This is a genomic window from Mycolicibacterium holsaticum DSM 44478 = JCM 12374, from assembly GCF_019645835.1.
GTDB classification, from domain to species: Bacteria; Actinomycetota; Actinomycetes; order Mycobacteriales; family Mycobacteriaceae; genus Mycobacterium; species Mycobacterium holsaticum.
Map to the genome: position 1 here is coordinate 4262830 of NZ_CP080998.1, position 19940 is coordinate 4282769.

17 protein-coding genes are annotated in these 19940 nt (G+C 68.7%); 6 read left to right on the forward strand and 11 right to left on the reverse strand.

The window, feature by feature from the left end; translation table 11 throughout:
• Window positions 1–61: 61 nt before the first annotated feature.
• The 4 genes from K3U96_RS20520 to K3U96_RS20535 all read left to right on the forward strand — a co-directional run bounded on the left by K3U96_RS20520 (window position 62) and on the right by K3U96_RS20535 (window position 4525).
• Window positions 62–871, forward strand: a complete 810-nt coding sequence (locus K3U96_RS20520; RefSeq protein ID WP_230982223.1) for a DUF427 domain-containing protein — start codon at window positions 62–64, stop codon at window positions 869–871.
• A complete protein-coding gene (locus K3U96_RS20525) occupies window positions 871–1332 on the forward strand; it encodes a VOC family protein (protein ID WP_069405223.1) in 462 nt (153 codons plus the stop codon). The genes K3U96_RS20520 and K3U96_RS20525 overlap by 1 nt, the downstream gene beginning before the upstream one ends.
• A 2-nt stretch (window positions 1333–1334) precedes the next feature.
• Window positions 1335–2825, forward strand: a complete 1491-nt coding sequence (locus K3U96_RS20530; RefSeq protein WP_220690934.1) for a dihydrolipoyl dehydrogenase family protein — start codon at window positions 1335–1337, stop codon at window positions 2823–2825.
• Between the two features lie 104 nt (window positions 2826–2929).
• The gene (locus tag K3U96_RS20535; RefSeq protein WP_220690935.1) at window positions 2930–4525 is read left to right on the forward strand and encodes an HNH endonuclease signature motif containing protein; all 1596 of its coding nucleotides are present in this window, start codon (window positions 2930–2932) and stop codon (window positions 4523–4525) included.
• Window positions 4526–4609: 84 nt separating this feature from the next.
• On the opposite strand, the gene K3U96_RS20540 is transcribed toward K3U96_RS20535, so the two are convergent.
• The 10 genes from K3U96_RS20540 to eccCa all read right to left on the reverse strand — a co-directional run bounded on the left by K3U96_RS20540 (window position 4610) and on the right by eccCa (window position 15800).
• Window positions 4610–6001 carry a hypothetical protein gene (locus K3U96_RS20540; protein WP_220690936.1) on the reverse strand — a complete coding sequence of 464 codons (1392 nt, stop codon included), beginning with the start codon at window positions 5999–6001 and terminating at the stop codon, window positions 4610–4612.
• A gap of 3 nt (window positions 6002–6004) precedes the next feature.
• A complete protein-coding gene (locus K3U96_RS20545; protein WP_220690937.1) occupies window positions 6005–6310 on the reverse strand; it encodes a DUF7162 family protein in 306 nt (101 codons plus the stop codon).
• Window positions 6311–6349: 39 nt separating this feature from the next.
• Window positions 6350–7687: a phosphoglucosamine mutase gene (glmM, locus tag K3U96_RS20550; protein WP_220690938.1), complete on the reverse strand. Its 1338-nt coding sequence runs from the start codon at window positions 7685–7687 to the stop codon at window positions 6350–6352.
• Window positions 7688–7835: 148 nt separating this feature from the next.
• Entirely contained in the window at window positions 7836–8513 is a 678-nt protein-coding gene (locus tag K3U96_RS20555; protein ID WP_220690939.1) for a hypothetical protein, read from the reverse strand.
• Between the two features lie 535 nt (window positions 8514–9048).
• Window positions 9049–9525: a 30S ribosomal protein S9 gene (gene rpsI, locus K3U96_RS20560; RefSeq protein WP_084223797.1), complete on the reverse strand. Its 477-nt coding sequence runs from the start codon at window positions 9523–9525 to the stop codon at window positions 9049–9051.
• The gene (gene rplM / locus K3U96_RS20565) at window positions 9522–9965 is read right to left on the reverse strand and encodes a 50S ribosomal protein L13 (RefSeq protein ID WP_069407985.1); all 444 of its coding nucleotides are present in this window, start codon (window positions 9963–9965) and stop codon (window positions 9522–9524) included. Before rplM ends, rpsI begins: the two co-directional genes overlap by 4 nt.
• Window positions 9966–10183: 218 nt before the next feature.
• Complete coding sequence (locus K3U96_RS20570; protein WP_220690940.1) at window positions 10184–10480, reverse strand: WXG100 family type VII secretion target; 297 nt, start codon at window positions 10478–10480, stop codon at window positions 10184–10186.
• A 10-nt stretch (window positions 10481–10490) separates the two neighbouring features.
• On the reverse strand, window positions 10491–10814 hold the full coding sequence (locus tag K3U96_RS20575) for a WXG100 family type VII secretion target (protein ID WP_069408256.1): 324 nt from the start codon (window positions 10812–10814) through the stop codon (window positions 10491–10493).
• Window positions 10815–10890: 76 nt separating this feature from the next.
• On the reverse strand, window positions 10891–12036 hold the full coding sequence (locus K3U96_RS20580) for a type VII secretion-associated protein (RefSeq protein WP_220690941.1): 1146 nt from the start codon (window positions 12034–12036) through the stop codon (window positions 10891–10893).
• Window positions 12033–15800, reverse strand: a complete 3768-nt coding sequence (gene eccCa / locus K3U96_RS20585) for a type VII secretion protein EccCa (RefSeq protein ID WP_069406874.1) — start codon at window positions 15798–15800, stop codon at window positions 12033–12035. The genes K3U96_RS20580 and eccCa overlap by 4 nt, the downstream gene beginning before the upstream one ends.
• Window positions 15801–15920: 120 nt before the next feature.
• On the opposite strand from eccCa, the gene eccD reads away from it, so the two are divergent.
• Together eccD and mycP are read left to right on the forward strand one after the other, a co-directional pair.
• The gene (eccD, locus tag K3U96_RS20590; protein WP_268928487.1) at window positions 15921–17234 is read left to right on the forward strand and encodes a type VII secretion integral membrane protein EccD; all 1314 of its coding nucleotides are present in this window, start codon (window positions 15921–15923) and stop codon (window positions 17232–17234) included.
• Complete coding sequence (gene mycP / locus K3U96_RS20595) at window positions 17231–18583, forward strand: type VII secretion-associated serine protease mycosin (RefSeq protein ID WP_220690943.1); 1353 nt, start codon at window positions 17231–17233, stop codon at window positions 18581–18583. Before eccD ends, mycP begins: the two co-directional genes overlap by 4 nt.
• Here the strand turns inward: mycP and eccB are convergent.
• On the reverse strand, window positions 18548–19933 hold the full coding sequence (gene eccB / locus K3U96_RS20600) for a type VII secretion protein EccB (protein WP_220690944.1): 1386 nt from the start codon (window positions 19931–19933) through the stop codon (window positions 18548–18550). The genes mycP and eccB overlap by 36 nt on opposite strands.
• Window positions 19934–19940: the final 7 nt, after the last annotated feature.

A 19940-nucleotide genomic window follows, 5' to 3' on the forward strand; every position in this document is an offset into this window, starting at 1 on the left:
GGCATGGCAACAAGGGCCACTGGCCAGCGCGTCAGTGGGCCGGTTCTTGACAGCGCAACCCTTGCCCGACCGGCTGTTGTTCGCCGAACCGCTACGCCGTCGCATGCGGGTGCGCTACGCCGGTGAGTGGATCGTTGACAGCGAAGATGTCGTGCTGTTGCACGAGCCGGGCCGTTATCCGGTCGCCTACTTCGCTATCGGCGATGTCCGGGACGGCGCTCTGGTCGCCGAACAGCGCATCACGCAACATCGCGACTTGGGCCAAACCCAGTGGTTCACTGTCGAGGCCGCGGGTCACCAAGCCCAGCATGCCGCCTGGCAACTCGCTGCACTACCACCGCATGCCGCCGTATTGCAGGGCAGGGTGGCATTTGCGTGGCGTGCCATGGATGCTTTCTACGAAGAAGATGAACGCATCGTCGGTCACGCCGCAGATCCCTACCACCGCATCGACATTCGTGCGACCTCGAGGCATTTGGTGGTGCGCGACTGCCAGCGTGTGATCGCCGATTCGCAGCGACCGCTGGCGCTCTACGAGTCGGGCTTTGCCACACGCTGGTATGTGCCGCGCGGAGACATCGACCAGGGCGCGCTGGAACCTGTCGATGGACAGACGTTCTGCCCCTACAAGGGGCTGGCCAGTTACTACACCATCGGAGGTCGTAAGCGCGCCGCCTGGTCCTACACCAACGCCTGGCCCGAGGTCGGATCGGTGAGCAACCTGGTGTCGTTCGAGCCAGACAAGATCGACGTGTATCTCGATGGGCGGCAGCTGCAGCTGCCGCCCGGACAGAATGTGGTTCCGCACGGCCTTGACCGCGGACTCGATCCCGGCGAAATACTCGCTCGCGAGCCAGTCCGGAGCCGGTGATGGAGGCCCGGCTCGAAGTCGTCATTCTCGCGGTGTCAGATCCCGATGCGTCCCTGCGGTTTTACCGCGACAAGGTGGCATTCGACCTCGACGTCGACTACGCACCTGCACCGGGCTTTCGCGTCGTACAGCTGACACCCGTTGGTGGCACCACCTCAATCCAGTTCGGTATCGGTCTGACCGGGACGTCACCCGGCCCCGCCCGCGGCCTGTATCTGGTCGTCGACGACATCGAGGGTGCCCGCAGTGACCTCATCGATCGTGGCGTTGCGGTCGGCGAAATCCGGCACAAGTGCACGGATGGCGGCTGGCGCGGCGGTTTCCTTCCAGGCCTTGACCCGCACCGGGCCGACTACGCCAGCTTTGCCGACTTCGCCGATCCCGACGGCAACACATGGACCCTGCAGGAGCGGGGATGCCAAGCCTTGCAACGAACTTCATCAAGCAACGGAAGGACCTGAACATGAGCACGTCCACCCCACCCCAACAGCCCGATGTTGCACGTAGCGTCGCCGACCATACCTATGACGTCATCGTGTTGGGCGCCGGACCGGTCGGACAGAATATCTCGGCCCGCACTCGCGCCGCGGGGCTCACTGTCGCGGTGGTCGAACGCGAACTCGTCGGCGGCGAATGCTCGTACTGGGGGTGCGTTCCGAGCAAGGCCCTGCTACGCCCGGTGATTGCGGTGGCTGACTCGCGCAGGGTCGACGGTGCGCGGGAAGCCGTGTCCGGCCCGGTTTCGGCGCAGGGCGTTTTCGGTCGCCGTGACCGCTATGTCACGCTGTGGGACGACACCGGACAAGCCAACGCCGTCAAGGAAATGGGCGCCGAGCTGATCCGCGGACAGGCCCGTCTGGACGGGCCCCGTCGCGTGGCTGTGGCCACCGCCGATGACGACTTGATCGTCTTGACCGCCCGCCACGCCGTTGCGATATGTACGGGTAGCACCGCCGCGCTGCCTGATATCCCGGGGATCGCCGAGGCGCAGCCCTGGACCAACCGCAAGGCGACCGACAGCAGCGAGGTCCCGGCGCGGCTGGCGATCGTCGGCGCAGGAGGTGTCGGTGTCGAGATGGCCACCGCATGGCAAGGCCTCGGCTCACACGTCACCCTGCTGGCCCGCGGCAAGGGTCTGCTGCCCCAGATGGAACCGTTCGTCGGCGAATTGGTGGCGAGCGGGCTGAGCGAAGCCGGCGTCGACGTGCGCACCGGTGTGACCGTGACCGAGCTACGCCGATCGGGCCGCACAGTGACCGTTGTCCTCGACGAGGAGGACGAACTGGAGGTCGATGAAATACTTTTCGCGACCGGCCGTACCCCCAATACCGCCGACATCGGCCTACACACCGTCGGCCTGACACCGGGTCGATGGTTAGCCGTAGACGACAACTGCCGCGTCACCGGCGCGCACAACGATTGGCTCTACGCGCTTGGCGATGTCAACCACCGGGCGCTGTTGACCCACCAGGGCAAATACCAGGCCCGCATCGCCGGCGCCGCTATCGCCGCGACCGCCGCGGACAAACCACTGGACCGCACGACCTGGAGCCCGCACATGGCCACCGCGGACATCCACGCCGTACCGCAAGTGTTCTTCACCGATCCTGAAGCCGCAGCCGTCGGGCTCACCGCCGGTCAGGCTGAGCGAGCCGGGTACCGAATCCGGGTCGTCGACGTCGACATCGGCGCAAGCGTTCCGGGCGCGAACTTCTACGCCGACGGATACACCGGCAGGGCCCGCCTGGTTGTCGACCTCGACGAGGGTCGTTTACTGGGTGCCACGTTCGTCGGGCCCGGGGTCGCCGATCTGCTGCACTCAGCGACTATCGCGGTGGCCGCTCGGGTTCCCCTCGACCGGCTGTGGCACGCCGTGCCATGCTTCCCGACCATCAGCGAAGTCTGGTTGCGCTTGATGGAAGCCAACCGCGACATGCAGGAGACGACCGCTTAGTTCAACGGTGCCTCGCTCCCGATGTTGGACGGAATTGACCTTCGTCGACCCGGGCTTAGATTGCCGCAGAATCAATGTCAGTGGATGCCGATAGTATCGAACGTATGTTCGCTTCGGGGTTTGGTTCGGCCGACGACGCGGTGTTGGTCGCCGAAATCCAGGAGTGCACGCGCGCCGAGGCGCGCACCGCGGCGCGGCGTTTGGCGGCCATCGGCGAGTTGGCCGCGCGCGCCACCGAACACGATGAGGAACGCCAGCACTGGGTGGCCGATCTGTGGGATTGCGCCGCAGCCGAGGTGGCCACGGCGATGGGCGTCAGCCGGTATCGGGCCGGTCAGCAGATGGCGATCGGGTTGGCGCTGCGTGATCGGTTGCCCAAGGTGGCCGCGCTGTTCGCCGAGGGGCAGATCAGTGCCGAGGTGATCTCCACGATCACCTGGCGCACCCATTTGGTGCTCGGCGACGAGCCGCTGGCGCGGGTGGATGCCGAGATCGCCCAACGCGCGACCAATTGGGGCGCGTTGGGCCAGCAGCGGTTGGAGTTGGGCATCGATGCGGTCGTGGAGACCCACGATCCCGATGCACGGCGACGCTTTCACGAAGCCGCACGCCAATGTGATGTGCAGGTCGGCAAACCCGATGACGCCACCGGCACCGCCTCGGTTTACGGGCGGCTATCGGCCAGTGATGCGGCGCTGCTCAAACGGTGTCTGGAGCAGATGACCGCCGAGGTATGCCCGGACGATCCCCGCAACCCGGGCCAGCTCCGCGCGGCGGCGCTGGGGGCGTTGTCCGCCGGCGCCGACCGGCTGGCCTGTCAATGCGGCAGCCCGCAATGCCCCCGCGGCGGGGCAGCTGACCCGCGCGCGGCGGCATTCGTCATCTACGCCCTCACCGACACCACCGCCCCCGCCCCCAAGCCGGCCTGGCTACGCCCCAACGCCAAGACCAACACCGATGCCGACTTGCAGGCCGATGCCGACGCACCCGGACCCGCGCCAGAAGCCGCGCCGCCGGAAGCCGAGTCGGAAAGCGAGACAGAAGCCGAGGCTAGCGCCGCGCCGACACCGGCGGCTAAGGCCAATCTATGGGTGCCGGCACCGGAGGCACCGCTGGCGGGGTCGGCGGCGGTGATCGTCGGCGGCGGGGTGATCCCGCCGGCGTTGCTGGCCGAATTGATCACCAACGGCGCCACCGTGCGCAGCGTGTATCGCCCCGCCGGGGTGAACCCCGAGCCGCGGTATCGGCCCTCACGCGCCTGTGAACGGTTCGTGCGCCTGCGCGATATGACATGCCGCTTCCCCGGCTGTGACCGCCCAGCCCAATACTGCGACATCGACCACACCGTGCCCTATCCGGTTGGTCTCACGCACGCGTCAAACCTGGCTTGTCTGTGTCGTTTTCATCACTTGCTGAAAACGTTCTGCGGCTGGCAGGACCAACAACACCCCGACGGCACCATCATCTGGACCGCCCCCAGCGGCCACACCTACAAAACCCACCCCACCAGCAAGCTGTACTTCCCAGACTGGAACACCACCACCGCCGACCTACCACCCCCGGCCAACCCACCCCCACCACCCTCGGCGCAACGCGCCCTGAAGATGCCGCGACGGCGACGCACCCGCGCCGCCGACAACGAAACACGCATCCACGCCGAACGCCAACTCAACGCGACAACACCACGCCACTACCCCTAACCGCCACAGAATGCCGTCGGCCGGCAACGACCTCACCAAGCAATGCCACGACGACACCCAACATAGAATCGAACGCCCGCGCGGTCACTCCCCCACCTGAGGCAGTTCGTCGGCGGCGATTTCACACGGCGTACCCGCGTCGGCCCCCGGATCGAGCGGCGGTGACTCCGGCGGCGGCTCGGGGATCGGCGGCGGCACTGCTTCCGGTGGCGTCGGCACGGACGCAGGCGCGGCCGCAGCCTCTTCGGCGAGCATCTCGTCCTCTTGCGGCGCAGGGTTTTCCGGTGGCGCCTCGCACGCTCCATCGGCCTCACCAGCCTCTTCATCCGCTTCGGCATCTTCGTCGAGTTCGTCCTCGGGATCCTCGACCGCTTCTTCGTCGTGTTCGCCGGATTCCGGCGGCTCGTCCAGCTCAGGCGGTTCGATGCCCACCGGCTCGGCCAGCGCGCCGTCTGATCCGCCCAACAGACCACCCAACGTCTCGCCGAGTTGTTGGGCGAATCCCGATAGACCACTTCCCATCTCGGGTAGTCCACCGCCCAGCGACGGCATCGGCGGCGGCGCCAGCGCAGGCGCCATAGCTGCCGGATCTCCCGCCGGGGCGGCGGCGGGCAACGGCGGCGGTGCAGAAGCGGGGTACGGCGCCGCTACGGGTGGCACTCCAGCGGCGGGTGCTGGCCCGCTCCACGCCGTTGGCGCGACGGGCACCACGTTCGGTGCCGGCGACCCGACGGCGGGTGCCGATGCCACGCCACCGTCAACCACAGGCGGCGTCCACGTAGGGCCCAGATCTCCCGGCACGTCGAATACCGCGTCCGCCTCCGACGCAAGCTCGGCCGTCGCGGCATCGTATGCCGCCTCGATCGCGTCGACGGCAGCGCGCATCGCCGTCACCCATTCTCCGCCGATAATGTTGGCGACAAACGGTTTTATCTCGTGGTCAACCAGTTCGCTGGCCACCGCCCGGTCGCCCGCGCCCGTCGTCACGGTCTGAGCCGCAGCCAACCAATCGGCCCGCTGCGCCGAATCGCGATTGTCGATGGCCAACACCGTCGAGACCTTCCCGTCGACGCTCTGCCACAGCTTGTCGCGTAACTCGGCCAGGCTGTGCGCGGCGGTGCGCACGGCGGCCGTCGCACGCGCCGACGCTTCACCGTGCCGGCGCAAGAACTCCCGCGATGCGTCCGCGCCGCGGCCGTGCCACGCCGCCGTCAGCGCAACCAGGTGACTGTCTTGACGGGCCAGCGCCTCTTCGGTCGCCGTCACGACCGCCTGCAGTGCTGCGCAATCTTCGTCCAGCGCAGCCAGGTTCAGCCCCTCCTCGCTGGCGTACCGTTCACGCACCTGTGCCGCATGCGTCGTCAGATCCGGGTGTTCATAGCCGAGCATGCGGCAGGCCCAGACATAGTTCTGAACCGCGTCCACGGTCGGCACGCCCTCAGCCAATCGCGAAGCCGCATCGAACTTCTCGGCCATCGCTCAGCCCACCCGCTCGCCGGCACGGGCGTCGGCCGCGGCGTACTGGTTGGCAGATACCCGCAGCACGGCAGCGATCTCCCTGCACGCCCGCGACCACTGCCGAATTTGATTGACGGTCCGCGCCACCGCCTCGCGCACCGCGTCGCCCCGCGCGACGTACGCCCGCCCCGCGCTCGCGCCGTCGAACGTCAGCCCGCTCAGGTGCGTGCGTAGAGTGCCGTCGAGGAGTTCGGCGACAGTTTGGTACTCGTCGGCCACACTGCGCAGCGCCGCTACATCAACACTCGCGGTGTCAGGTTGTCCCATACAGGTTTGGACGCGGCATCCGGGCGTTCGGTTCCATCCTCAGCGCGCTTCGCTGACCTGCTCGGCCACCCGCACCGCCAGCTGCCGCGCGGTGTCCTCGTCGGCCGCTTCCACCATCACCCGGACAACCTGCTCAGTCCCTGAGGGCCGCAAGAGGATCCGGCCGGTATCGCCCAGTTCGGCTTCAGCCTGCGCGACGGCGGTGCGCACCGACGGCGCGTCGGCGACCGTCGCCTTGTCCGTGACCGCCACGTTGATCAGCACCTGGGGCAGCGTCTGCATCGGCTCGGCCAGCGCGGCGAGCGGCTTGCGGGTCTGCGCCATCCGTGACATCAACCGCAACGCCGTGACGATCCCGTCGCCGGTGGTGCCCAACGTCGGCATGACGATGTGGCCCGACTGTTCGCCGCCGAGCGAGAACTCACCGGCGCGCAGCTCCTCGAGCACGTAGCGATCGCCGACGCTGGTGGTCAGCACGTTGACGCCCGCCGCACGCATCGCCAAGTGCAATCCGAGATTGCTCATCACCGTCGTCACCAGCGTGTTGGACGCCAGCTCACCGGCTTCTTGCATCGCGAGCGCGAGTATCACCATGATCGCGTCGCCGTCGACGATGCGGCCGCTGGCGTCGACGGCCAAGCACCGGTCGGCGTCGCCGTCATGCGCGATTCCCAGGTCCGCGCCGTGGGACGCCACCGCGGATTGCACGGCTTCCATGTGCGTCGAGCCGCAGCGTTCGTTGATGTTCAGGCCGTCGGGTGCGGCGTTGATCGCGATGACGTCGGCGCCCGCAGCCCGGTAGGCCTGCGGAGCGGCGGTCGAGGCGGCACCGTGGGCGCAGTCGACAACCACGGTCAGGCCGTCCAGCCGGGTGGTGACCGCCTTACCGACGTGCCGCAGGTACCGGTCGAGGGCATCTTCGGCGTCGACGACGCGGCCGATACCCGCGCCGACGGGGCGGTCGCCGGGGCCCTGGTGGACCAGCTCTTCGATCCGGTCCTCGGTGGCGTCGTCGAGTTTGTGGCCGCCCGGTCCGAAGATCTTGATGCCGTTGTCGGGCATCGGGTTGTGCGACGCGCTGATCATCACCCCGAAGTCGGCGTCGTAGGCCCCGGTGAGATATGCCACGGCCGGCGTCGGCAGCACGCCGACCCGCAGTGCGTCGACACCCTCGCTGGTCAGGCCGGCGATCACCGCCGCCTCGAGCATCTCACCGCTGGCCCGTGGGTCACGGCCGACGACGGCCACCCGACGGGCCTGACCGCCGACGGTGCCCAGCCTGCGCGCCGCCGCCGACCCCAGGGCCAGCGCGAGTTCCGCGGTCAGAGCCAGGTTGGCGACGCCGCGCACGCCATCGGTGCCGAACAGTCGAGCCATGCCGACAAACTTCTCACAGACGCCGCCGGAAAAACCAATTGGCGAAGGCGCCACCCGTGCCGCCGCCGAATCGGTACCCAACCGCGACTCACCGCCCGCATCTGGACTGATACGGGCGGTGAGGTCGCTGATGTCACTGCTTATGAAGTCAGCCTCCGAGGATGCCGAGAATCTGGTTCAGCAGATCGATGATCGGCTGCAACGGATTCGGCGGCACCGGAAGCCCGCCTGCCAGTGCGCACAACAGCCCGCCGAGCAGCCCGCCGGCTGGATCCGCGGTGATATTCAGCACCACCTGATTCAGGTCAACGATCAGGCCGAGCAACTCCAGATGCAACGGCCCCAGCACCAGGTTGAGGACGTCGCATACTGCCTGCTGGCTTGCCAGCTGGACCTGTCCATTCTGGCCCGTGCTGGTCGTGGCCGACGACGACTGGGCTTCACCCGGCGTCGAAATATCGTTGACCGGCATCGCGAAGTTCGAGATGTTCACATCTCGGGCGGCGCCGCGGTCACCCGGCTGGTTGCCGGGTTGCGGCTGCCCCGGCGAGACCAGCTTGCCGATGAGCTGGCCAGTCAGTGCGATGCCGGTGTTCGACGACGTCGCACCGTTGGCATCGGCCGTGGCCGGACCGGACTGCTGGGCTACTTCCTTGGCGGCGGTTGCAACAAACTGGCCGTTGAACTTCACTCCGTTCGGGCCCGTTCCCTGCACCTGGACGACATTCTTCTTGCCGACGCCTGGTGGCTGTGCTGCTGCGGTCCCTCCGCCAGTCACACCCCCGACCAGCACCAACATCGCGGCGCTGACCACAACGGCCAGCAAGCGCGTCAGGTGACTCTTCATGTTCACTCCATTCTCGTTTCGAAAGCAGCGGCCCGGCCCCCCGACGGCTACTGACGTCCCGCCGGTGGCGGCAATGGACCGCCCTGCGTGCAGCATCCGTGCTTCCACGGAGGTGGTTCCTCAGGGGGCGGGAGCTAAACAGAAATCGGCGAATCAATTTTCGTATCCGTAAGTAGGCGGAGACGACCTAATTAGCTGATAGGGCTGATGATCTGCCGTCGTCGCACGAATAGGCGCGATTGCACATTCGCTCCACGGTTTACCGAGACGGCAAAGAAGTTTTCGATGGCCTGTCCGCCAAACGACGCACCGCCCGCGTCCGGGGTACGGACGCCAGCGGTGGACGTTATCTGGTTGGTTCTGAGCCTTCAGCGGCTGCTCGGCGGCGCGCGCCTCCGCCGCCCGAGCCTCAGACTTCGAACCGAACTCGACGCTTCGTCCGTTTCTGCAGTTCGACCGCAAAAACAAGCCGCCGGATACGCAGTGCGTATCCGGCGGCTTGACGAACAGTCGATCAGCGCTTGCTGTACTGAGGCGCCTTGCGGGCCTTCTTGAGGCCGTACTTCTTACGCTCGATTTCCCGCGGATCACGGGTCAGGAAGCCGGCCTTCTTCAGCGCCGGCCGGTCCTCGGGCTGCACCAGGATCAGCGCCCGCGCAATCGCCAGCCGCAGCGCGCCGGCCTGACCGGACGGGCCGCCACCGTCGAGGTGGGCATAGATGTCGAAGCTCTCCAGCCGATCCACGGTCACCAGCGGAGCCTTGATGAGCTGCTGGTGCACCTTGTTCGGGAAGTAGGCCTCGAGGCTGCGCCCGTCGAGGTGGAACTGGCCGGTGCCGGGCACCAGGCGCACCCGCACCACGGCCTCCTTGCGGCGGCCGACAGTCTGGATCGGGCGGTCGATCACCACAGGCTCACGCGGGGCGGCCTCGGTCTCGGCCGCGGCCGAGGTGGCGTCGGTTTCGGGGGTCGTCTCAACGGGCTGAGTCACTGGGCCACCTGCTTGATCTCGTACGGAATCGGCTGCTGGGCGGTGTGCGGATGCTCCGGCCCGACATACACGCGCAGCTTCTTCTGGATCTGGCGGCCGAGCTTGGTGTGCGGAATCATGCCCAGGATCGCCTTCTCGACGACCCGGTCGGCGTGCTTTTCCATCTCGTCACCGAGCGACCGCTTGCGCAGACCGCCGGGGTAACCCGAGTGGCGGTACGCGAACTTCTTCTGCAGTTTGTCGCCGCTGATGGCGACCTTCTCGGCGTTGATGACGATGACGAAGTCACCACCATCGACATTCGGCGTGAATGTCGGCTTGTGCTTGCCGCGCAACAGATTTGCTGCCGCGACGGCGAGCCGGCCGAGCACCACGTCGGTGGCGTCGATGACATACCACGAACGCGTGGTGTCACCCGCCTTCGGCGTGTACGTAGGCACAGCGCATACCTCTTCTTCTCGGGTTCCCTGATGCCGGTCACGGCGGTTGCGGTGGGTAAGCCCTCGGCGACCGACGTTGACCCGAGGCCCGGCGTTCCGCACGCCAACGAGGCAGCTTACCCGCGAGCGTCATCGCAGGTCAAAACGCCCCCGGGGGGCACTGTGCGGTCCCGATTCGGCTCCCCTCCGAATGCGGGACCGCACAGAGTCTAGCGGGGTCAGGCGCCCCAGGCGTTGGCGGCGCTGCGGTCGGTGGCGGCGACGTCGTCGGCGCCGTCGCGGACCGCGTTACCCAGGTGGAACAGGATGTCGTTGAGCGCCCCGGCGGCCTGCTGCCAGCGGGCCTGCTCGACGCGGTAGGCCTGTGCGGCCTGCCGCGTCCAGATTTCCTGCAGCGGCGCGATCTGGGCGCGCAGATCGTCCAGCGCCGCGTTCAGCCGCGCCGACGTGGCGTGGATTTCCTGTCGCACGGTGTACTCGATCTCGCCGAAGTTGTAGGAAAGCGTGTGCTCCATGTCCGAGCCCTCACAGTTCCGTGCCGACGGCGCCGAGGCGCTGCGCGTGGCTGTCGGCGGATTCGGCCAGCGTCTGCCGGTTCTGCCGGATGGTCTCGGCGATCCGCGCCAGCGCGGTGTGCAGCTTCAGCGATTCGGTGTTCCACCGGTCCACCACGTCCCTGAACCGGAGGGCGGCCACCCCGCCCCACACCGACGGCGGCACGCTGCTCATCTGCCCGATGAACGACTGCAGAAACGCCCGGATCTCGTCGTTGCGGGCATCGGTCTTGTCGGCGACGGCGGCCATCAGGTCGAAGTCGGTGTTGAGCGCGCCGCCTGCGGGTGTCGTCATGGGTTTCCTTTCATCGTGCGGTTATGAAGTTCGACGCACGTGCCGCCGGTTCGGTTCCATCCCCACCGAACTTTCTTCAGCGCACCGCATGGGCGGAACGGATCGCCTGGTCACAGACCTCACGCACCAGGTGTTCGCCTCCGATCGGGCTCTGGCAGCCGATCGCGATGCGCACGGAGCCGTCGACCAGCACGACCCAGATCACGGTGTGGTTCGGTCGTATCTCTCGGTACGTCACCGCGTCTCGGCCCGCCCGGTGATCGACGGGCCGGAAGTCGGCGAAGACGCCGTCGGTTTCCTCGTCGAGCGCCGCGTGCAGCGCGTCTGCCGTCGCGGCGAGCCCGGGGTCGGGCCCACCGGCGGACTGCGTGAGGTGAAGGGCGACGTCGCCGTGCGTCGGGGACGCGATCTGCACCCGTGCCGACCCGGGTCCGGACGTCACCCGTCGCACCGGCCAGTCGGCTGGCACGACCATGCCCACCCGACCCTCCACCAGCAGCGCGGTCGGTGTCGCCTCGTCGTGCGCCGCGATCCCGCCGACGGCCACCGCGGCTGCCGACACCACACCGATGAGCGTCGCCGCCGTCCGAGGGCGCCGCTCGCGCCGCGTGGCCACGGGCGGGGTGTCCTCGGCGCTCTGCCGCGATCGCGACCCCGCACGACGGACCGCGTCTTCGCTCGCGACGGAAACCTCGATCCCGTTGTCGCGCAAGAGGCGGGTCAACCGTGCGGCAAGGGGGTCGAGGTCCGGTGCGTCGATGAGCACAACGGTCGATCTGCCGATCGCCGCGGCCACCGCTTGTGAGGTCGTGGCCACGTCGCCCTGTCGGGCGAGGACGAGCGGTTGCTCATCGGGGTGTGTGACGACGACGAGGTCGCCTGCCGACTCGACGATCGTGGCCCGTGGCGCGGCGGCCTGACAGAGCAGAGCGGTGCGCTGCAGCATGATGACGGTCGCGGCCACTGCCTGCGCGGCCGCTTGGATGCGGCCCGTGCGCGACGACGGCCACCACGTCGGGCAGACGACAACCAGCGTGTCGGGTTCGTCACCGCCGACCACCCGGATGACGTCCTGCCACAGGTCTTGTACCGATATCAGCTGTTCGTCGAGCAGTGCGAGATCGTCGTCGATGCACTCCAGCGCGACTGAAACCCATTCTGCGGGAGCGGTGTTGGGGCCGCTGATCATGGTGGGGCCCACTTCGATGACGGTTTGGCTCACGGCGGGTCGACCCAGGCGACCTGGACGAGCTGACGGGCGTCGCCGCGGGTGATCAACGTTCCCCGACCCGGCGGCAGCGACGTCGGCCGGACGGCTCCGAGCAGCACACCCTCCTCGGGATCCGCGCTCAACATCAGCCCGGTGCAACCGGGCTCACGCAGTCGGGTCAGCAGCGGGTCGAACATCGCCCGCGCGGCGCCGCTGGACCGGCGCGCGACGATGAGATGCAGGCCGAGGTCTTTCGCGTGCGGCAGCAGATCGGCAAGCGGCGTCAACGGGTTTCCCGTCGACGTGACGACCAGATCGTAGTCGTCGACGACGACGTAGATCTGCGGGCCCGACCACCACGATCTGCTGCGCAGTTGCTGCTGTGTGACGTTCGCCCCCGGCATCCGCGCCTCCAACCGGGACAGCAGTGAAGGCACCCGTGACGTCAGCGCCGCCGGCGATGCGGCGTAACCGGCGAGGTGTTCGGATTCCACGACGCCGAGCAGCGCACGGCGGAAGTCGATGATCTCGACCTGCGCTTCCTCAGAACTTGCGCCGCAGACGATCTGGTGACACAGCAGACGCAGCAGGGCCGTCTTACCCGACTCGGCCTCCCCGAGTACCAGGAGATGCGGCTGCGCCGCGAAATCGACGGTCACGGGTTGCAGTTCACGTTCGCCCATGCCGATGAGAAGGTGCGCGGCCGAGGGTCTGGTGCGTGCTACGAGGTCGGACAGTTCGATGCGGCTGGGCAGCAGCTCGACGGGTGGTGCGCACCGTCCGCCGTACCGGTCGCGCAGCCGCGCGACACGGGCAGCCACGGCTTCACCGAGGCCGCTGGGTGTCGCGTGACCGTCCCACCGCGGCAACGCAATCAGCATCTCGCGGCCGTCCCCGGTGATTCCGCGCCCGGGCCCCGCGGCGCCCAGTTGGCGGGCGCGTTTGCGGTCCATCTCCGACTCGGCCGGTTCGCCGAGCCGCAACTCGATGCGCGTGGCGATCTGATCCTTCAGCGCGGGCCGCAGCTCCGCCCACCGCGATGCGGTCAACACCACGTGCACGCCGTAGGAAAGCCCTTGTGCGGCAAGCGCGGTGATCGGCGCTTCGAGCGCGTCGAACTCCTGGCGCAGGGTGGCCCATCCGTCGACCACCAGGAAGACGTCACCGAACGGGTCTTCGCGCACCCCCGGGTCGCAGGCGGCCCGTCGCGCCCGATAGTCGACCACCGAATCGATGCCCAGCCGGCGGAACCGTTCTTCCCTGGCCCGGATCACCGACTGCATCACCGCGACCGTGCGACGACACAGATCGAGGTCGCGCCGACCTGCCACCGCACCCACATGTGGCAGGTCACGCAGCGACGACAGGCCGCCGCCGCCGAAATCCAGGCAGTAGAAGCCGACCTCTGCGGGATCGTTCGCCTCGGCCAGCGCCAGCATCATCGTGCGCAGCGCCGTCGACTTCCCGGACCGCGGCGCCCCGACGATCGCCACATTTCCAGCCGCACCGGACAACTCGACGGTCAGCACGTCGTGGCGTTGCTCGAACGGGCGGTCCACCAATCCGATCGGCACCCGCAATCCGCGCAGATCGCCAGTCACCAGCATGTCCAGCGTGGGTGAGGTGGTCAGCGGCGGCAACCAGACCTGGTGTGCGGGGGTACCGTGCCCGGCCAGCCGATCCACCACCGTATCGAGCACCGTGCGCCGACGGCGGCGTGCGACGTCGGCCGCGGTGGCTTCGGGGGCGGACACCGGCGCGGCGGTGAACCGTCGCGGCGACACTGACCGGGGTGCGACGGCCGCCGTGTCGACGACGCCGGACACAAACGCCGTCTGAAACCGGGTCAGGTCACCGGCCGCAGTCTTGAGGTAGGCCGCACCAGGGCTGCTCGGCAGGTGGTAGGCGTCGGGGACTCCGAGTACGGCGCGGGATTCGCCTGCCGAGAACGTCTTCAGGCAGATCCGGTAGGAGAGATGGGTTTCCAGGCCGCGCAACCGGCCTTCGTCGAGCCGCTGGCTGGCCAGCAACAAGTGCATGCCCAGCGAGCGGCCCAGCCGTCCGATCGCCACGAACAACTCGGCGAAGTCGGGATGGTGGCTCAGCAGTTCGGAGAACTCGTCGACCACGATGAACAAGACGGGCAACGACCCAAGCGGTCTCCCCTGCGCGCGGGCGCGGTCGTAGTCGGCCACGTTGGCGAATCCCCCGGCCGACCGCAACAATTCCTGCCTGCGGTGCATCTCGCCTACCAGCGCGTCGCTCATCCGGGTGACCAGGTGCGCCTCGTCGGCGAGGTTGGTGATGATCGCGGCGACGTGCCGGAGCCGGTCCAATCCCAGAAACGTTGCGCCGCCCTTGAAGTCGATCAACACCAGGTTCAGCGCCTCGGGCGGATGCGCCGCGACCATGCCAAGCACCAGCGACCGCAGGAACTCCGATTTGCCGGAACCCGTCGCCCCGACGCACAGCCCGTGCGGACCCATGCCGTTCTGCGCGGCCTCATTGATGTCCAGACGCACCGGCGCGCCGTCCTGTGCGACTCCGATGGGGACCGCCTCGATGACCCTGCCACCGCTCGAAGCCCACTGCCGGTCGATGTCCATGCGGGTCGGATCGTCGATCCCCATCAGGTCCAGCCAGCCGCGGCCCGGGTTCGATTGGTGCGCCCCGTCGGACGGCACGCCCAGGCGGTAGGGCGCCAACCGTCGCGCACACGTGAGCGCCTGGGTGCACGTCAGCGCATCGGGATACGCGAGTGCGTCGATATCCACGCGCAACCCGTTCGCGGCTGCGGCCAGCGTGGCACCGACATCGACGACGGTGATCCGGCCGTCGCACCGGGTCGGGTCGAAACCCGTTATGGCGCCGCCGTCGGCGATCACCAGGGTCCAATCCGGCGCGGCATCAACGGCTTCGCTGAGGCTGCCGTACACCAGCCGCAACGGTCCGACGGCGTCAACCTCGCGGCGATGCTGGTGGTGCGGCAGCCATTTGAGCCAGTCCCACTCGTCACACGTCTCGGGGCTGACCGCCGCGGCGATCGCAAGGTGGTCCGGACCGTGGCTCACCGCAAGCTGGCAGACCATCGCCCGCATCAGCGCGCGGGCGGCGCTGACATCGCCCTCTACGCTGAGCACGGAATGTTCGCGCAGGGCGACGACGACGGGTACGTCGGTGATGGTGGACCGCTGCCGGATCAACCGGCGCATCGCGGCCACGGTGAGCGGATCGTGCTCTTCTGCGGCTCCCAGGGTGGGCGGCACCAACGCGGTGCACAGCGGTTGGTGGCCGGTCCCGACCCGGACACGACCGAAATCGGCATCCCCGGGTCTGCGCTCCCACATCCGCGGGCCGCCGACGAGGGTCCACAGCGCATCCGGATCCGGATGGCTCCACCACAGCGCCCGATGCTGGTCGTGGGCGACTTGGCTGGTCGCAACGTCAAGCGCGTCGAGATAGCGCAGATAGCTCTGCCGGTCCCGGTTGAGTTCGGCGCAGTGGTTCGCGCCGCGTGCACCGTAGGCGACGCTGCCGAGCACCGACACCAGCATCATCACCGGGAAGAACAGGAACATCGGGTTGCGTGCCGACCCTGCGCCCGACGTGAAGTAGAAGGCCATCATCCCGACCGCGGCCACCAGCATGGCAAGCGGCATCAGGCGGGCAACCGGGTTCACCGGCACCGCCTTGGGCGCCTGCGGCGGCGCCTCAACGGCCAGATCTCCGGATGCCATCGGTGGCACCGGAAGTCGCGTCCCTCGGACAAACTCCATCGAACGTTGGACGTCGCGGGTGGCGTCCCGGTTCCATCCACAACCCCGGAATTTGCCGCGCACCCACATCCGCGAGCGGGGTTACGGTGACTGTGCACGGTGGGATTTCGGGGGTATGCGGTGCGAAATGCGCTATGCCGGCTAACGGTTCAGCACGACGGCGATGACGATGCCTTCACAGAGGTGGACCTCGCACTGCCGCGCAACACGCACCTGTGTCAGCTGATGCCGTCGATTGTGGAGCTGGCACGCGGCGAGGACGCAGCGACGGCAGGCTCTCGCTGGCGGCTGTTCCGCATCGACGGCCACCCGCTCGAGGAATCGATGACGCTGGACCAGAACGACGTCGACGACGGGGCGACGTTGCTGCTCACCACCGTCGCCCCACCCGAGCCGGTGTGGGTACCCTGCGACGTCAGCCACGTCGCCGCGCGGCTCACCAACGCCGCCGAGCCCACCGCGCTGCTCCCCGTCGCGGGCGCTGTGGTCGCGGCAGCCGTTGCCGCCGCGGCGCTGTGCTGGGCGGCCGCCCCGATGACTGCCCGCCTTGCCACGGCGGTGGGCATGGCCGCCGCTGCCGCGCTGACGGCGGCCATGGTGGACCGGACACATACCGATGGGCCGGTGGGTGCGACGTTGAGCGTGTCGGCGGTGATGTACTCGACCGCAGCGGGTTTCGTCGCAGTTCCTGCCGGTCCGGCCGCAGCGCATCTGCTGCTGGCATCTGCGGCGGCGATGTCGATGTCCATGGTGCTGCTGCGCCTGACGCGCTGCGCCGTCATGTGGTTGACGGCGATCGCCGCCGCCGCGGCGTTGCTCGCCACGGCGACTGGCGTCGCTGTCGCGTGGCGTCTTCAACCGGCTGCCGTCGGCGCCCTGCTCGCGTGCGGGTCGCTGCTTGCTTTGACGGTGGCGCCGCGTATGTCGATGATCGTCACCGGCATCGGACCCTCGCCGCCGGACCTGGCCGAGCCGGTGCCCGACGCCTTCCGGGTGATGTCGACCCAGCACGTGCTTACCGGACTGGTTGTCGGCGCCACGACATCTGCAACGGTGGGTTGCGCGGTACTCACCTTCGACGCCGCACCGCCGAGCGTGGCGTTCGTCGCCGCGGTCGCCGTCGTGCTGCTGCTGCGGACCCGCACCCATGCGGTTTCGGCTCGGCGCACCGCTCTGGGACTCGGTGGGATCGCCACGGCAGCACTGTTTTTCGCGATGGCTACGGTCGCGGTACCCGGCCAAGTCTACTGGCTCAGCCCGTTGGTGGGGTTGGCGGGCGTCGCGGGGCTGAGCCGACTGTTGGGCCTGACGGCCGGTCCCGTGGTGCAGCGCATCGTCGACGTCATCGAATATGTCGCTGTCGCAGCGGTGGTGCCGTTGGCCTGCTGGGTCGCCGGAGTGTACGGGGCGGTGCGGGCGACGGGTCTGCTATGACGCAGGCAAGGATGCTGTTGGCGGTGCTCTTGGCCGTTTCACCGGTGTGCGTGGCATCGCCTGCAGCAGCGGTGAACCCACCGCCGGTGGATGACTCGCTGCTGCCCAGGGCGACGTCACCCGCACCACCGCAGCCCACCCGGCAACAAGAGCCGTGTGTGTCCACCGCGCAGTCCACCGAGGACACCGGGTCGGCCCAACTCGACGCCCTTGACCTGCCGTCGGTCTGGACGCTGACCCGCGGCGCCGGTCAGACCGTCGCGGTCATCGACACCGGGGTGACGCGGCACCGCCTGCTGCCCCACCTCATCCCGGGCGGCGACTACGTCTCGACCGGTGACGGCACCGAGGATTGCGACGGTCACGGCACGATCGTGGCCGGTATCGTCGGAGCGGCCGCAGAACCCGGTGACGGCAACACCTTTCGGGGCGTCGCGCCCGACGCGACGATCCTGGGTATCCGCCAGTCCAGCAGCAAGTTCCGTGCCGTCGACGAGCCGACCGGTTCCGGGTTCGGCGACGTCGACACCCTGGCCACGGCGGTCCGCACCGCCGCCGATATGGGCGCCACCGTGATCAACGTGTCCACGGTGGCCTGCCTGCCCGCCGAGGACGTGCTGGACGACCGCGCTCTCGGTGCGGCGCTGGCGTACGCCGTCGACGTGAAGAACGCCGTCGTGGTGGCCGCTGCCGGAAACGTCGGTGGCACCGGACAATGCCCCCAGCAGAACCCGGTGGATTCCGCGCGGACCGGCCGACCCGACTGGGCGGGTGTGCAGGTGGTGGTCAGCCCCGCCTGGTACGACGACTACGTGCTGACGGTCGGCTCGGTGGGTCCCAACGGTGCGCCGTCGGACTTCAGCCTGGCGGGCCCGTGGGTCGACGTCGCCGCACCCGGCGAAGGGGTGGTGTCGTTGGATCCCGACGGCGAGGGTGTCGTCGCCGAGCTGCCCGCGCCCGGCGGCGCGACGCCGATCGCAGGCACGAGTTACGCCGCCCCGGTCGTGGCCGGGATCGCCGCGTTGCTGCGGTCACGTTCACCGGAGTTGACGGCGCGACAGGTGATGGCACGCATCGAGGGCACCGCGCGTCATCCCGCCGCCGGATGGGATCCGGTGGTCGGACATGGGGTTGTCGATCCCGTTGCCGCGGTCACCGGCGGTCCCGCCCAGCCGTACGCTGCCGACGCGCCGTCGCCACGCCGGGTGTCGGTCCCCGCCGTGAACCCACCGGACGAACGGCCCGCACACATCGCCGTGCGCGGTGCGGTGATCTGTGTTGTGGTGTCGGCGGTTGTGGTCGCGGTGGCGTGGTTACGACGGCGACCCGAGGGTGTCGCGCACGATTGACGCCGCCCCGACGCTGAGCTCCGGTCCCCGTGGGAGCCTGGCCAGCACCGGCCACGGCGCAGGCACCGGCGGACCGGACAGCCCGAGCCGTTTGGCGGCGTCCTCGTCGTGCACGCCGAACGCCACCCCGGAGGGGTCGACGTAGTACAGCGCACCGGTGTCGGCGCCCGCCCCCGTCACACCGGATGCGCGCACGTAGGCTGCGCGCCCGCGCGGCAGGTAGATACGGTCGATGCCAGCCCCGGCACCGTCGGCCTGCGCCAGCGTCGTGGCCGCATCGGCGTCGTGCCTCGGCAGCGAATTGCCTACCACAACTGCATGTTCCGCCGACGCCGACCAGCTCCACAGCGTACACAACACAGGGTCGTCGGCCACACCACCGCGTTGGGGGAATCGGCCGACGGGAAGGTCGTCGACGACGGGCACGGTTCCGATCACTCCCGGCTCGACGGTGGTGATGTCGGGCCGGCCCGCAGCGTACGTGAACCGGATGAGATCGGCGGCGACCGCACCGATGCGCTGCACACCGTCGCTGAGCACGACGTAGTACTCGGTCGAATCCGCCTGCGGCAGACGGACGACCGTGCCCACGGCGATCCCGTGCAGCCTGGCCGGCCCCGCTGCGCCGGCGTGCGCGATGGCGGGCACGGTGAGTGCGGGGACCTCCGGGACCGCGTCGAGCAATGCCCGGGAGAGGATGCGGGGCTCGACACCGTCGAGTTGCAGCGCACGAACCACGGCGGGGTTACGCAGGTCCACCCGTGCCCGCACCCCGTCGTAGAGCAGGTAGGTCGCCGCGGCGCCTTCTCCCCCCGCGACGACCAGAGCGTTGCGGCCCACATCCATGCCTTCGGTAGCCGCGCCGACGAGCAGCGTGGTCGTCGATGCGGCGTCCTGGCACACCGTCCAGTTGGACTCCTGCGCATCCAGCGGCGACGACAAGGTGTTCGGGGCGCCGGGAATACCCACCAGCGCACCCCTTTTCGCACGGTCGACGGCCGATGCGCTGACCAGTTCCGGAGTGGCCGCCGTGCCCGCGATCAGCCGGGCCGAGGCGAGGTTGAGCGCCGGGTGCATGGTGTCACCGATCCGCACGTACAACGCGCCGGAGTCACGCACCATGACGATCGGTGCGCTGCCCAACGCGCCCTTGGGCGCCAGGACCGCCAGGACCGCGCAGGCGGCGATGGCGATGACCGCCAGCACGCAGCCCGCCGTCAGCGAAAGCGCTTGTGCACGCAGCGGATCGTCGAGCATCCGAACGTCACCGCGGACCAGGGCGTGCGACATCCGGCGCACCAGGAAACGGTATCCGCTGATCTGCAGTCTGCTCGTCGGCTCGCCAACCATGCCTCCC